We start from the raw sequence: 13,266 nt of genomic DNA, 5'->3' as shown, positions 1-13,266 counted from the left end.
TCCACCGTCAGGTCCTCAGCGAAATGCCGGTCCCCCGTCGCGTCCGGCACATACTTCACGGTGACAACGATCCTCAAGCTCACGCCGGCTCTCCTGCCCTCTGGTTCCTGAAAGCGACACTATGGCACTCAGTACCCTCTGGCAAGGTACGTGGTGCCAGAGGGGCCGCTTCGGTGTTACGTTCCCGGCATGACTGAGGCGACCAGACCGGCCAAGAAGGCGCCCATGCGCGAGGTGCTCGCCGAGGCGGCGTTCCAGCTCTTCCTCGACCGGGGTTTCGAGCAGACCACGGTCGACGACATCGTCGCCCGTGCGGGTGTCGGGCGCAGGTCGTTCTTCCGGTATTTCCCCTCCAAGGAGGACGCGGTCTTCCCGGATCACGAGCGCTGCCTCGCCGACATGACGGCGTTCCTCGAAGAGGCCGACGGCGGTGACCCGGTGGGAACCGTCTCCGACGCGGCGCGCCTCGTGCTGCGCATGTACGCGGCCAATCCCGAGTTCTCCGTGCAGCGTTACCGCCTCACGCGCGAGGTGCCGGGGCTGCGGACGTACGAGCTGTCGGTGGTGCGGCGCTACGAGCGCACGCTGGCGGGCTATCTGCGGGAGCGGTTCGAGGGGGAGCGGGACGGCGCGCTGCGGGCCGAGGTGATCGCCGCGTCCGTTGTCGCCGCCCATAACAACGGGCTTCGCGCCTGGCTCCGTTCGGGTGGTGAGGGGGACCCGTACGCGGCCGTGGACCACGCTCTGGCGATGGTGCGCGGTGTGTGGAGCGGCGCGGAGCAGGGTGCGGCCCTGCCCGCCGCCGAGGACGAGGTCGTGGTGATGGTCGCCCCGAAAGGCGCCCCGATGTGGCAGGTCGTGCAGCGGATCGAATCGGCGCTGGGGCAGGGCTGAGGGCTCGGTCCGGAGGTGAATCCGGCTTGATTTGGCACTCAGTACCTTTACAGCGTGGAACTCAGTGCCATACGGTGCGGAGGCGCCGACACGAGGTGCGGCGCATCAGAGCCGAGCGCAGGGGGCCGAGCCGTGTCCGAGACAGCAACCCACACCGCGCCGATCGGGCACGAGGTGTCCCGTACCGCGTCGACCGGGACCGACGGGACCGGCCTGACGATCCAGCGCTGCCGATGGTGCGGCACCGCCTCGTTCCGGCGGCTCCTGTGTCCGGTGTGCGCGTCGAGCGATCTTCAGGCCGAGCACAGCGACGGCCTTGGCGTCGTCGTGCAGTCGAGCGTCGTGAACCGGTACACGGGGACGGCGCGCAACGAGTCCCTCGTCCGTTTCCCCGAAGGCTTCGTGTTCCGGTGCCGTGTCGTCGGTGCCGCCCCGAATCTGGTGTGGATCGGCGCGCGGGTGCGCCCGGTGGCCGGCAGCGACCCTGACGCGGGGGAAGTGGTCTTCGAGCTGTGCGACACGGGCGGACGCACCGAATGGCAGTGACTCCGCCGTACGGCGACGACGGGTGGCCCGGCAACCCCGGGCGGCCGTACGCGTACGACAGGTGAGGCGGGCGCACCCGGCGCAGGTCAGAAGTCGACCGGGTCCCGGATCAGCGGGCATGTCATGCAGTGCCCGCCGCCTCGGCCGCGGCCGAGTTCCGCGCCGACGATGGTGATGACCTCGACGCCCGCCTTGCGCAGCAGCGTGTTCGTCTGGGTGTTGCGGTCGTACGTGATGACGACGCCCGGCTCGACCGCGACGGCGTTGTTGCCGCTGTCCCACTGCTGGCGCTCGGAGGCGTAGACGTCGCCGCCGGTCTCGATCACGCGCAGCGCGCCGAGGCCGAGCGCCTTCGCCACGACGTCGACGAACGGGCGCGTGCCCTCGTCGGTGATGTGGAGGCCGGACGGATCGTCGCCGGGGCGCAGCGTGAAGGTGTGGACGGCGTCCATGATGGCCGGATAGAGCGTGACGATGTCACGGTCCGCGAAGGTGAAGACGGTGTCCAGGTGCATGGCGGAGCGCAGCTTCGGCATGCCGGCGACGATGACCTGATCCGCCGCGCCGTTCTCGAACAGCGCGCCCGCCACCTGCGTGATCGCCTGGCGTGAGGTGCGTTCGCTCATGCCCATCAGGACGACGCCGTTGCCCACGGGCATGATGTCGCCGCCCTCGAACGTCGCCTGGCCCCAGTCCCGTTCGGGGTCCCCCCACCACACGGTGGAACCGGCGAAGTCGGGGTGGAACGTGTAGATCGCCTTCATCAGCAGGGTCTCGTCGTGGCGTGCGGGCCAGTACAGCGGGTTGAGGGTGACTCCTTCGTACAGCCAGCAGGTCGTGTCACGGGTGTAGAGGGTGTTGGGCAGGGGCGGCATCAGGTACTCGCGTACGCCCGTCGACTCGCGGACCAGGGCGACATAGTCGGAGCGGAACTCGTCCGGCAGGTCGGTGGTGGCCAGGCCGCCGATCAGATACTCGGTGAGACGGTGCGGGCTCAGCTCGTCGAGGAAGGCCCGGGTGTCGTCCATGAGGCCGAGGCCGACCTCGTTCGCGACGATCTTGCGGTCCAGGAGCCAGGCATTCGCCTCGGGGATCGTCATGGTCTCGGTGAGGAGTTCGTGCAGTTCGACGACGTCGACGCCGCGTCCGCGCAGCTTGTTGACGAAGTCGGCGTGGTCGCGCTGGGCGTTCTCCACCCACATCACGTCGTCGAAGAGGAGGTCGTCGGAGTTGGTCGGGGTGAGCCTGCGGTGGGCGAGGCCGGGCGCGCAGACCAGGACCTTGCGCAGGGTGCCGACCTCGGAATGGACGCCGAGCGCCGGCTCGGCCGTGGTGTCGTTGCTGGTCACGATGTGCCTTTCCAGAGAGTCGTTGCGACGGGCGGGCCGGTCAGAGGCTGATCCAGCCGGCCGCCAGGGCGATGACACCGAGGACCGCTCCGGCCACGGACACCGCGAGGATGACGAGTTCGGCGGGGGAGAACAGGCGTCGGCCCTGTTCGCGGCGGGCCATCACGAAGAGGATCGTGGCGGGCGCGTAGATGATGAAGGACACCAGGACGAACTTCATCCCGGCCGCGTAGAGGAGGAAGGCCGTGTAGACGGTCGCGATGCCCGCCACGACGACTTCGCCGTGTGAGCCGTGGGCCCCGACCGTGAGTGCGTCCGGCCGCAGCGCGATCTTCAGGGCGAACGCGGCGGCCAGCAGGAACGGGATCAGCGACAGGGCGCTCGTCAGATCGAGCGCGAAGTTGAACGCGTCGTCCGAGAACGAGGTGATGACCAGGACGATCTGGGAGAGGGCCGTGGTCATCACGAGTGCGGGCACCGGAACGTCGGCGTGGCTCGTGCGGGCCAGGAACCGCGGCATGTCGCTGTCCCTCGCGGCGACGAGGAGGACCTCGGCCGCCATCAGCGTCCACGCGAGATAGGCGCCGAGCACGGAGATGATGAGGCCGACGCTGACGAACACCTTCCCCCAGGTGCCGACGGCCTCCTCCAGGACGCCCGCCATGGACGGCTGGCGCAGCTCGGCGATCTCGCCCATCGGCAGGATGCCGTACGACACGATCGTGACGGAGGCGAAGACGGCGAAGACGCTCAGGAAACCCAGCACGGTCGCGCGTCCGACATCCTCGCGGCGTTTGGCGTGGCGGGAGTAGACGCTCGCGCCCTCGACGCCGAGGAACACGAAGACCGTGGCCAGCATCGTCCCTCTGACCTGATGGAACAGTGAGCCCGCGTAGTCGGCGCCGCCGAAGTTCTCCGCGAAGACATGCGGTTTGAGGCAGAACAGGGCCAGCAGGACGAAGACGAGGATCGGCACGACCTTCGCGACGGTGACGATGCGGTTGATCGTGGCGGCTTCCTTGACGCCCCGCCGGATGAGGAAGAAGAACGCCCACAGTCCTGCGGAGGAAAGGACGATCGCCGGCGCGGTGTCGCCGTCGCCGAGGGCGGGGGCGATCGCGCCGATGGTCGACATGATCAGCACCCAGTACGTCACATTGCCGACGCAGGCGCTGGCCCAGTAGCCGAACGCCGAGAAGAAGCCCAGATATTCGCCGAACCCGGCCTTGGCGTACGCGTACACGCCGGCGTCCAGGTCGGGCCTGCGGACGGCGAGCTTCTGGAAGACGAAGGCGAGCATCAGCATGCCGGTGCCGGCGATGGCCCACGCGATCAGGGCGCCGGCCACGCCGGTCTCCTGCGCGAAGCGGCTCGGCAGGGAGAAGACGCCGGCACCGACCATGGATCCGACGACCATCGTCGTCAGGGTGAGCAGGGTCAGTTTGGCCGCGGGTGACTGCTCGGGCTGGTCGGCGGCGAGGGAGCCTTCTGCCTGCGTCATGTCTTCCTCTGGCCGTGGGGCGTTGGAACCGACAGGGCACGACCATATTCACAAAATGTCAGGTATGTCCCCTTGGGGGTGTCGGGAGCGCAAGGGGAGTAGCGCCGCGCGCCGAACCGGAATGTGGGGCATATCGTGCATCGAGGAGGCTTTGTGACGCCTCACGCCTCCGGAAAGGCGCTCCCATGCAGCCCGAACTGACACCTGCCGTGCTCGCGTCGCTGCGCCGGCCCCGGCACTATCCGGCAGTGTCGGTCCTCGTGCCCACGCACCGGCGCAAGCCGGACAACGCGCAGGACCCCATCCGGCTGCGCAATCTGCTCGCCGACGCGGCCAAGGAGCTGGAGGCCGACCCCGCGGTGACCCCGGAGCGCCGCCAGGACGTCCTCGGGCAGCTGGATCTGGCGCTCGCGGAGATCGACCTCGACCACGCCGAGGACGGTCTGGCGATCTTCGCCTCGCCGGGCGAGCACCACGTGTGGTCGCTGCCGCGCACCGTCCCCGAACGGGTCGTCCTCGCGGACACGTATCTGACCCGCAATCTCGTCGCCGCGTACACCGCCGAACAGCCCTACTGGGTCCTCGCGGTCTCCGCGGACCGCGCCGCGCTGTGGAGGGGCGACGCGCGACGCCTCGTGGAGCAGCACACCGCGGGATTCCCGCTGACCAGGAGCCTCGACGACCCCGACGCCGAGCGCAAGGAGCGCATCGGGGATCTCCCGAGCACCTACCGCGACGAGCGGACCCGCCAGTTCCTGCGGCAGGTCGACACGGCGCTCGGCGAGGCCCTGGCTCCGACGGCGCGGCTGTACGTCGCCGGTGAGCAGGCGGCCGTCACCCTGCTCAACGAGGTAGGAACCGCCACCGAGCACGCCGTCCCCGTGCCCCATGGCGGGCTCGCGAACGCCGGCGCCGAAGCGGTGCGCGAGGCGGTGGGGCCCGCCGTCACCGCACAGGAGGAGCAGAGCGTGGCCGCCACCGTGGCGGACATCGAGCGTGCCCGTGGCTGGAAGGAGTTCGCCGCGGGCGTGGACGAGGTGTGGGAGCACGTCGCCGCCGGACGGGTCCGCGTACTCGTCGTCGAGGAGCACTTCCGTACCACCGTCCGGCAGGACGGTGACCACCTGGTTCCGGCCGAGCCCGGAGACCTGGACGCCCACGACGACATCGTCGACGAGATCGTCGAACGGGCCCTGGAGATGGGCGCCGAGGTGCGCTTCGTCCCCGACGGAACCCTCCCGGAGGGGACGGGAATCGTCGGAATCATGCGTTATTGACCTCGCCGGGGCCCCTGTCGGAGGTGCCGGAGAGAGCCAGAGCTTTCGGAGAGATTCAAGGAGACGTCTGAATGAGTGCCGGTTCCCCCGGGAAGAAGCCAGCGCCGCGCCGGCGGCGGTCCATGACGGCCGCCCTCGCGGTGCTGGCCGCCGCGACGAGCGCCGCGGCCCTCGTGTCGTGCAGCACGGAGAGCGGCAACAACAGTTCGTCGAGCGTCAGCCCGCGCGCGACACCCCCCAATACGGCGTCCTTCTCCGGCACCCCGCCCTCCGCGATGGCGTCCGCCGCGAAGTCGGCCATCGCCTCGGCGAAGGCGGAGGCCTCGGCGGCGGCGAGCTCCGCCTCGGCCAGGGCCTCCGAGTTCGAGGCGTCCGTGTCGGCCGAGGTGGAACGGGCCAACGCCGCGGCCGCCAGCGAACTCGCGAAGGTCGAGGGCCGGGGCAACGCCACGGCGGACGTCGCCCTCACGGGCAAGCCGCGGTCCCAGACGGGCGGCGTGTTCGCCGTCGTCGTCAACATCACCAACAGCACCGACAAGAAGGCGTCCTACGCCGTGCAGGTCGACTTCAAGGACGCCGACGGCAAGGTCGTCGAGACCCGGTACGTGGGTGCGGAGAACCTCGACCCCGGCAAGCGGGCCCAGCCCCTCGCCATCAGTCGCAAGCCCCCGGAGATGAAGCTGACCGCGAAGGTCGCCAAGGCGCAGCGCTACTGACGCCGAGCGGGCGCCGGTGACGCCGAGCAGCGCTGCCGAGAGCGCAGCGCTGCGGAGAAGCGCCTCAGGGCCGGAGCAACTGCGTGAAGCGTTCGACGTCGACGTTGCCGCCGCTGACGATCACACCGACGCGGCGGCCGCGCAGCTGCCCGGCCAGGGAGCGCGCGGCGGCGAAGCCGAGGCAGCCCGTCGGCTCGACGACGGTCTTCATCCGGGTGTGGAAGATCCGCATGCACTCGACGAGTTGGTCGTCCGTCGCGGTGAGGATGTCGTCGACACCGTCCCTGATGACGGGGAAGGTGTGCTTGCCCAGGTGCCGTGTCTGCGCGCCGTCCGCGATCGTCTGCGGGGTGTCGATGTCGACGATGCGGCCCTCGCGCAGCGACTGCCTGCCGTCGTCGCCCGCCTCGGGCTCGACGCCGTAGACCGCGCAGCCCGGGGACAGGGCGCGGGCCGCGAGGATCGACCCGGAGAGCAGCCCGCCGCCGCCCAACGGCACGAACAGCGCGTCGAGTTCACCGACCTCCTCGAACAGCTCCTTGGCCGCCGTGCCCTGACCCGCCATCACATCCGGGTGGTCGTACGGCGGGATCAACGTCAGGCCCCGCTCGGCGGCGACCCGGTGCCCGATCTCCTCGACGTTCTCCGAGTAGCGGTCGTACATCACGACCTCCGCGCCGTATCCCTTGGTGGCGGCCAGCTTGGCCGCGGGCGCGTCGTGCGGCATGACGATGGTCGCCGGCATGTCCAGGATGGCGGCGGACAGGGCCACGGCCTGCGCGTGGTTGCCGGACGAGTAGGCGACGACGCCGGCCCGGCGCTGCTCCGGGGAGAACCTGGACAGCGCGTTGAACGCGCCCCGGAACTTGAAGGCGCCCATGCGCTGGAAGTTCTCGCACTTGAAGTGGAGGGAGGCGCCGAGTTCGGCGTCGGTGAGACGCGAGGTGAGCACGGGGGTGCGGTGAGCGTGCGGGGCGACGCGCTCGTGCGCGCGCACGACGTCCTCGTAGGTGGGCAGGTCGGTCGGTGTCAGGTCGGCCATGGGGGACTTCCTCTCAGTTGGCGGCTGCTCATGGGGCGTCCGGGCAGGCGGCATCCGCTCATTTGGCATCCGCGTACACCGTCGCCCTCGACACACCCAGGTGGTCGGCGACGATGCCCGCCGACCGGCGTACTTCCATGAAGCCCTGGGCCTTCAACTCCCTTACGAGTTCCCGGCGTTGGGGCGTCCGCAGGGCGCGGGGCGTGGTCGCGCGGTCGGCGGCGAACGCGTCGATGCGGGCGCGGATGGCGTCGCCGCCCGCCGGGTCGAGCGACTCGGCGGGGGCCGCGGAGCCGTCGGAGCGGCCGAAGTGGTCGAGCACGGTGCCGATGCCGTCGAAGACGGTCATGTCGATGTTCAGGCAGAGCGCGCCGGCGTAGTGGCCCCGCTCGTCCTTGATGCCGATCGACGTGCTCTTGACCCGGCGGCCGTCCGCGAACCGGTTCGGATAGTTCGCCACGACCTGCGGGTACGCGGCGTCGGCCAGCCGTGCGAGCCCGAGTTCGGTGGCGGGGTCGCCCACGCGGCGGCCCGACAGGTTGTTCTCGATGGCGACGATCGCGTGGTCCGGGTCGTCGAGATCGTGCACGACGACCTCGCAGAACGGTGCGAACGTGGCCGCGAGCCCCTTGGCGACCTGCTGGAGCTGCTCCATGAGATGGGTGTGACCGGATTCGGACATGCTGACAGTTTATAAAGATCTGGACTGTTCGTCCAGAGAGATCCATGGTCGTGGGGAGGGCGGGAGATCGATCGCCGCACGGAGTGTGCGCCCGTGCGCGTGGTCAGGTGCGCCCAGGCGTCGTCCTCGCCAGCCAGTCGTACGCGGCCTCGGACGTGAACTCCCGCTGCCCGCCCCGGAACAGCAGCCCCGCCGTGGCGAACGCGGGATCGTCGGCCTGCGCGGCCACGTACGGGATCGCGATGCAGCGCATCCCCGCGGCGTACGCGGCCGCGGCTCCCGGGATCGCGTCCTCCACCACCGTGCAGTGGGCGGGCATCGCGCCGAGCCTGCGCGCCGCCTCCAGGAACACGTCGGGCGCGGGCTTGCCGTGGGTCACCTCGTCCGCCGAGACGTAGATCCTGAGCTGCCCGGCCAGGCCCGTACCCGACAGGATCGCGTCGATGGCCTCGGGTGACGAGCCGGACGCGACGGCCATCGGGACCCCCTCGTCGTGCAGCCGCTCCACGAACTTCCGCATCTGCGGATAGACCGGCGTTCCGGCGCGCGCGAGCGCCAGATAGCGGGTGTTCATCTCCGTGAGCAGCGCCTCCCCCGAGGCCTGGATGCCGTACTTGTGACGCAGGATCCCGACGGTCTCCTGGGTGCTGATGCCGACGTACGACTCGTGTTCCCGCCAGGTGAAGTCCGCGACGCCGTGCTCGGCGAGGGTGCGCCGGCACGCCTCGAAATAGTTCGGCTCGCTGTCCACGAGGGTTCCGTCGAGGTCGAGGACGACGGCTGTGCTGCCCAGGGTGCTCATGTGCTCCAGGATGCCAAGGGCGCGGTCACCGGCGCTCGGCGACGGCCCGGCCGATCGCCTCGACCAGCGGCAGGACCCGGTGCGGCACCCGCTCGCGCAGCGCGACCTCCGTGCGGGTGCGGACGACGCCGGGCAGCCGGTTGAGCTGCTGGATGATGTCCTCCAGGTGGCCGTTGTCGCGGGCCGCCACGCGGGCCAGGAGGTCTCCGCCGCCGGTGATCGAGAAGGCCTCGATGATCTCCGGCACGCCGGCGAGCGCGTCGCCCACGTCTTCGAGATGGCCCTGCGTGACCTCGATGTGGACGAACGCGAGGACCGGGTGCCCGAGCGCCGTGGGGGAGAGGGCCGGGCCGGTGCCGGTGATCACGCCGTCGCGCTCCAGCCGGTCGAGCCGCGCCTGGAGCGTGCCGCGGGCCACGCCGAGGATGCGGGCGTACTCGCGCACACTCGTACGCGGCTGCTCCAGCAGGAGGCGCAGGATGCGGGTGTCCAACTCGTCCACGGCCATCGGCTGCGGCCTCCTTCGCGGGGCGGTGATCGCCGGACGACTGTACCAATGGTCCAGTGGATCCGGGATTGTGCGGGCCAGTGCGTGAATCGCCATGCTCCGGAGGGTCACGGCGGGGGAGCGCCCGGGATCCGGTTCGGGATCCGGTGCGGGGTCCTGTCGAGAGGGGGTCGGTCACGAGATATCTTGATGTCGAGCAATGTTGCAGACGTGGAGCGGAGCACCCGGTGACTGACTCGACCATCATCTATACGCACACCGACGAGGCCCCGGCCCTCGCGACGTATTCGTTCCTGCCCGTGGTCGAGGCCTACGCCTCGACCGCCGGCGTCAGTGTGGAGAGCCGCGACATCTCGCTGGCCGGGCGGATCATCGCCAGCTTCCCGGAGCGCCTCGAGGAGGGCCAGCGCATCGACGACGCGCTCGCCGAGCTCGGCGAGCTGGCCAAGACGCCCGGCGCGAACATCATCAAGCTGCCGAACATCTCGGCCTCCATCCCGCAGCTGAAGGCGGCCATCGCCGAGCTGCAGGGCCAGGGCTACGCGCTGCCGGACTACCCGGACGACCCGAAGAGCGACGAGGACAAGGACGTCCGCGCCCGTTACGACAAGGTCAAGGGCAGCGCCGTCAACCCGGTCCTGCGCGAGGGCAACTCCGACCGCCGCGCCCCCGCGTCGGTCAAGAACTACGCCAAGGCGCACCCCCACCGCATGGGCAAGTGGACGCCGGAGTCGAAGACCAACGTCGCCACCATGGGCGTCAACGACTTCCGTTCCACCGAGAAGTCCACGGTCATCGCCGAGCCCGGCACCCTGCGCATCGAGCTGGCGGCCGCCGACGGCACCACCACCGTCCTGCGCGAGTCCGTACCGGTCCTCGCCGGCGAGGTCGTCGACGCCTCCGTCCTGCGTGTCGCCGCGCTGCGCGAGTTCCTCACGGCGCAGATCGCCAAGGCCAAGGCCGAGGGCGTCCTGTTCTCCGTGCACCTCAAGGCCACGATGATGAAGGTCTCCGACCCGATCATCTTCGGCCACGTCGTGCGCGCCTTCTTCCCGAAGACGTTCGCGAAGTACGGCGAGGCGCTCGTCGCCGCCGGCCTGTCCCCGAACGACGGCCTCGGCACCATCCTCAAGGGCCTGGACTCCGTGCCCCACCTGGGCGCCGAGATCAAGGCGTCCTTCGAGGCCGAGATCGCCGAGGGCCCCGCCCTCGCCATGGTCGACTCCGACAAGGGCATCACCAACCTGCACGTGCCGTCCGACGTCATCGTCGACGCGTCCATGCCGGCGATGATCCGTACCTCCGGCCACATGTGGGGCCCGGACGGCGAAGAGGCCGACACCCTCGCGGTGCTGCCCGACAGCAGCTACTCCGGCGTCTACCAGGTCGTCATCGACGACTGCCGCGCCAACGGCGCCTTCGACCCGTCCACGATGGGCTCGGTGCCGAACGTCGGCCTCATGGCGCAGAAGGCCGAGGAGTACGGCAGCCACGACAAGACCTTCGAGATCCGGACCGCGGGCACCGTCCGCCTCGTGGACGCCGCGGGCAACGTGGTCCTGGAGCAGGAGGTCGCCGAGGGCGACATCTTCCGCGCCTGCCAGACCAAGGACCTGCCGATCCAGGACTGGGTCAAGCTCGCCGTCACGCGCGCCCGCGCGACCGGCAACCCGGCCGTGTTCTGGCTCGACGAGGGCCGCGCGCACGACGCGACGCTCATCGAGAAGGTCAAGACCTACCTGGCCGACCACGACACGGACGGTCTCCAGATCGAGATCATGTCGCCGGTCGAGGCCACCGCGTTCTCCCTGGAGCGCATCCGCCGCGGCGAGGACACCATCTCCGTCACCGGCAACGTCCTGCGCGACTACCTGACCGACCTCTTCCCGATCCTCGAGCTGGGCACGAGCGCGAAGATGCTCTCCGTCGTCCCGCTGATGAACGGCGGCGGTCTGTTCGAGACGGGCGCCGGCGGCTCCGCCCCGAAGCACGTCCAGCAGCTCGTCAAGGAGGACTACCTGCGCTGGGACAGCCTCGGTGAGTTCCTCGCCCTCGCCGTCTCCTTCGAGCACCTCGCGACCACCACGGGCAACGCCCGCGCCAAGGTCCTGGGCGAGACCCTCGACCGCGCGACCGGCACCTTCCTCAACGAGGACAAGTCGCCGAGCCGCAAGCTGGGCGGCATCGACAACCGCGGCAGCCACTTCTACCTCGCCCTGTACTGGGCGCAGGAGCTGGCCAAGCAGACCGACGACGCCCAGCTCGCCGAGGCGTTCGCGTCGCTCGCCAAGACCCTCGGCGAGCAGGAGCAGACGATCGTCGACGAGCTGATCGCGGTCCAGGGCAACCCGGCCGACATCGGCGGCTACTACCAGCCCGACGCCGTCAAGGCCGCGGCGGTCATGCGTCCGTCCGCCACGTTCAACCAGGCCATCGCGTCGCTCGCCTGAGCACTTCGGGCAGCACTCCGGTGTGACGCGTTCCGCCCCGGTCGGCACCAGCCGACCGGGGCGGTCCCGTGTCCGGGGTGCGGGTGACTGCGCGGCAGCCTCCGAGGAGCGCCGGCAGCGCAGCAGCTCGACCCCGCTCCCGAACCTCCGGCTCTCCACCAGCCGGAGCGGGACCCTGCGGCCCGGCGCCGGGAACAGCGGCTTCCGGCCCCCGAGCAGCACCGGTTGGACGTACACGCGGAACTCGTCGACCAGGTCGTGCTCCAGGAAGGACGCCGCGAGATCGGCCCCGCCCAGGGCCATGTTCCCGCCGGGCTGGTTCTCCAGCGCCAGGACGTCCTCCACGACGACGTCAGGCACGATCGTCGTGTTCCGGTCGGCGTGCTCCAGCGTCCTGGAGTACACGCGAGGATTTCACCCCACCGGACTCAGAGCTCCAGTGCCGCCGCCAGCCGCCGCCACTGCTCCCGGGGCAGGCCGGCCCGGTCCTCGCCCGGGGACAGCACCTGGACGGCGACGTGGTCCGCGCCCGCGTCCAGGAAGGCGTCGATCCGCTCGCGCACCCGCTGCTCGTCACCCCAGCCGAAGAGGGCGTCGACGAGCCGGTCGCTGCCGCCGTTCGCGAAGTCGTCCTCGGTGAATCCGAGACGCAGCCAGCTGTTGGTGTAGTTGGCCAGCTGCAGATAGAGCGCGAGCGTCTCGCGGGCGGTCGCCCGGGCGCGGTCCGGGTCGGCCTCCAGGACCACCGTGAACTCCGGCGCGAGCAGCGGTCCCTGGCCGAGCGTCGCACGGGCCTGAGCGGTGTGCTCCGGGGTGACCAGATACGGGTGGGCGCCGGCGGCACGGTCCCGGGAGAGCTCCAGCATGCGCGGGCCGAGCGCGGCCAGCACGCGGCGGTCGGCCGGGACCCCCGCGGCGTCCAGTGCGTCGAGGTAGTCGACCATGGCGCCGTACGGACGCTTGTACTGCGCGGTGAGCTTCGCGTGGCTGACGCCGAGGCCGAGCAGGAACCGGCCGGGGCGGGCGGCCTCCAGGGCGGCCCAGCCGTCGGCGGTCTCCCGTGCCTCGTGCTGCCAGATGCTGAGGATGCCGGTCGCGACGGTGATCTTCGAGGTGGCCTCGATCAGTGGGGCGGCGTGTTCGATGCCACTGCTGCCGCCGAGCCAGAGCGCGCCGTAGCCGAGCTGCTCCAACTCCGCGGCGGTTTCGGCCAGTTCGGCGGCGCGGGCGGGGTCCGGGTCGCGCAGCCCGGTGTTCCACAGGCCGTACCTGCCGATCGCGGATGTCTGCGTGCCGCTGTCGCTGAAGCTCATGACTAGTCTCCCGCTGCCAGGTGGATCACTGTCCGACGTCTGCCGCAACCCTCGTGGTCGATCTTGTATTCCCGCACCGCAACGCCGCGCGCAACGCCGCGCGCAACGCCGCGCGCAACGCCGCGCGCAACGCCGCGCGCAACGCCGCGCGCAACGCCGCGCGCAACGCCGCGCGCAACGCCGCGC

12 protein-coding genes and 2 pseudogenes are annotated in these 13,266 nt (G+C 70.4%); 5 read left to right on the top strand and 9 right to left on the bottom strand.

Translation table 11 applies throughout. The annotated features are described in order from the left end of the window. A pseudogene (locus tag ACFC96_RS43225) lies at window positions 1-83 on the bottom strand (electron transfer flavoprotein subunit beta); the annotation flags it as partial. 106 nt (window positions 84-189) lie between these two features. Between ACFC96_RS43225 and ACFC96_RS43220 the strand changes: the two are divergent. Together ACFC96_RS43220 and ACFC96_RS43215 are read left to right on the top strand one after the other, a co-directional pair. Beyond that, a complete protein-coding gene (locus ACFC96_RS43220; RefSeq protein ID WP_376618005.1) occupies window positions 190-894 on the top strand; it encodes a TetR family transcriptional regulator in 705 nt (234 codons plus the stop codon). A 132-nt stretch (window positions 895-1,026) separates the two neighbouring features. Further along, the gene (locus ACFC96_RS43215; protein WP_376618003.1) at window positions 1,027-1,440 is read left to right on the top strand and encodes a Zn-ribbon domain-containing OB-fold protein; all 414 of its coding nucleotides are present in this window, start codon (window positions 1,027-1,029) and stop codon (window positions 1,438-1,440) included. 86 nt (window positions 1,441-1,526) lie between these two features. Here the strand turns inward: ACFC96_RS43215 and ACFC96_RS43210 are convergent, their stop codons facing one another. Next, complete coding sequence (locus ACFC96_RS43210; RefSeq protein WP_376618002.1) at window positions 1,527-2,789, bottom strand: arginine deiminase; 1,263 nt, start codon at window positions 2,787-2,789, stop codon at window positions 1,527-1,529. A gap of 40 nt (window positions 2,790-2,829) precedes the next feature. Further along, on the bottom strand, window positions 2,830-4,290 hold the full coding sequence (locus tag ACFC96_RS43205) for a basic amino acid/polyamine antiporter (protein WP_376252199.1): 1,461 nt from the start codon (window positions 4,288-4,290) through the stop codon (window positions 2,830-2,832). Between the two features lie 185 nt (window positions 4,291-4,475). Here ACFC96_RS43205 and ACFC96_RS43200 point away from each other — a divergent pair, with 185 nt between their 5' ends. Together ACFC96_RS43200 and ACFC96_RS43195 are read left to right on the top strand one after the other, a co-directional pair. After that, window positions 4,476-5,567: a chemotaxis protein gene (locus ACFC96_RS43200; protein ID WP_376252200.1), complete on the top strand. Its 1,092-nt coding sequence runs from the start codon at window positions 4,476-4,478 to the stop codon at window positions 5,565-5,567. 71 nt (window positions 5,568-5,638) lie between these two features. Then, the gene (locus ACFC96_RS43195; protein WP_376618000.1) at window positions 5,639-6,283 is read left to right on the top strand and encodes a hypothetical protein; all 645 of its coding nucleotides are present in this window, start codon (window positions 5,639-5,641) and stop codon (window positions 6,281-6,283) included. Window positions 6,284-6,347: 64 nt separating this feature from the next. Here the strand turns inward: ACFC96_RS43195 and ACFC96_RS43190 are convergent, their stop codons facing one another. The 4 genes from ACFC96_RS43190 to ACFC96_RS43175 form a co-directional block, all read right to left on the bottom strand. Next, the gene (locus ACFC96_RS43190; protein ID WP_376617998.1) at window positions 6,348-7,325 is read right to left on the bottom strand and encodes a threo-3-hydroxy-L-aspartate ammonia-lyase; all 978 of its coding nucleotides are present in this window, start codon (window positions 7,323-7,325) and stop codon (window positions 6,348-6,350) included. Between the two features lie 58 nt (window positions 7,326-7,383). Continuing rightward, entirely contained in the window at window positions 7,384-7,980 is a 597-nt protein-coding gene (locus tag ACFC96_RS43185) for a transcriptional regulator (RefSeq protein ID WP_376618009.1), read from the bottom strand. A gap of 130 nt (window positions 7,981-8,110) precedes the next feature. After that, complete coding sequence (locus tag ACFC96_RS43180; protein WP_376617996.1) at window positions 8,111-8,809, bottom strand: HAD family hydrolase; 699 nt, start codon at window positions 8,807-8,809, stop codon at window positions 8,111-8,113. A 25-nt stretch (window positions 8,810-8,834) separates the two neighbouring features. Further along, window positions 8,835-9,317, bottom strand: a complete 483-nt coding sequence (locus ACFC96_RS43175) for an Lrp/AsnC family transcriptional regulator (RefSeq protein ID WP_375997313.1) — start codon at window positions 9,315-9,317, stop codon at window positions 8,835-8,837. A gap of 227 nt (window positions 9,318-9,544) precedes the next feature. Between ACFC96_RS43175 and ACFC96_RS43170 the strand changes: the two genes are divergently transcribed. Then, window positions 9,545-11,767 carry an NADP-dependent isocitrate dehydrogenase gene (locus ACFC96_RS43170; RefSeq protein ID WP_376617994.1) on the top strand — a complete coding sequence of 741 codons (2,223 nt, stop codon included), beginning with the start codon at window positions 9,545-9,547 and terminating at the stop codon, window positions 11,765-11,767. Window positions 11,768-11,956: 189 nt separating this feature from the next. On the opposite strand, the pseudogene ACFC96_RS43165 reads toward ACFC96_RS43170, so the two are convergent. Together ACFC96_RS43165 and ACFC96_RS43160 are read right to left on the bottom strand one after the other, a co-directional pair. After that, window positions 11,957-12,070, bottom strand: a pseudogene (locus tag ACFC96_RS43165) (dihydrofolate reductase family protein); the annotation flags it as partial. A gap of 125 nt (window positions 12,071-12,195) precedes the next feature. Continuing rightward, window positions 12,196-13,080 (bottom strand): LLM class F420-dependent oxidoreductase, encoded by an 885-nt coding sequence (locus ACFC96_RS43160; RefSeq protein ID WP_376252219.1) that lies wholly within the window; start codon window positions 13,078-13,080, stop codon window positions 12,196-12,198. Window positions 13,081-13,266: the final 186 nt, after the last annotated feature.

Origin of the sequence: Streptomyces sp. NPDC055955, assembly GCF_042270245.1 — a bacterium.
GTDB lineage: Bacteria > Actinomycetota > Actinomycetes > Streptomycetales > Streptomycetaceae > Streptomyces.
Note: the sequence above shows the minus strand (reverse complement) of the source record. Positions and strands in the feature narration are given on the sequence as shown.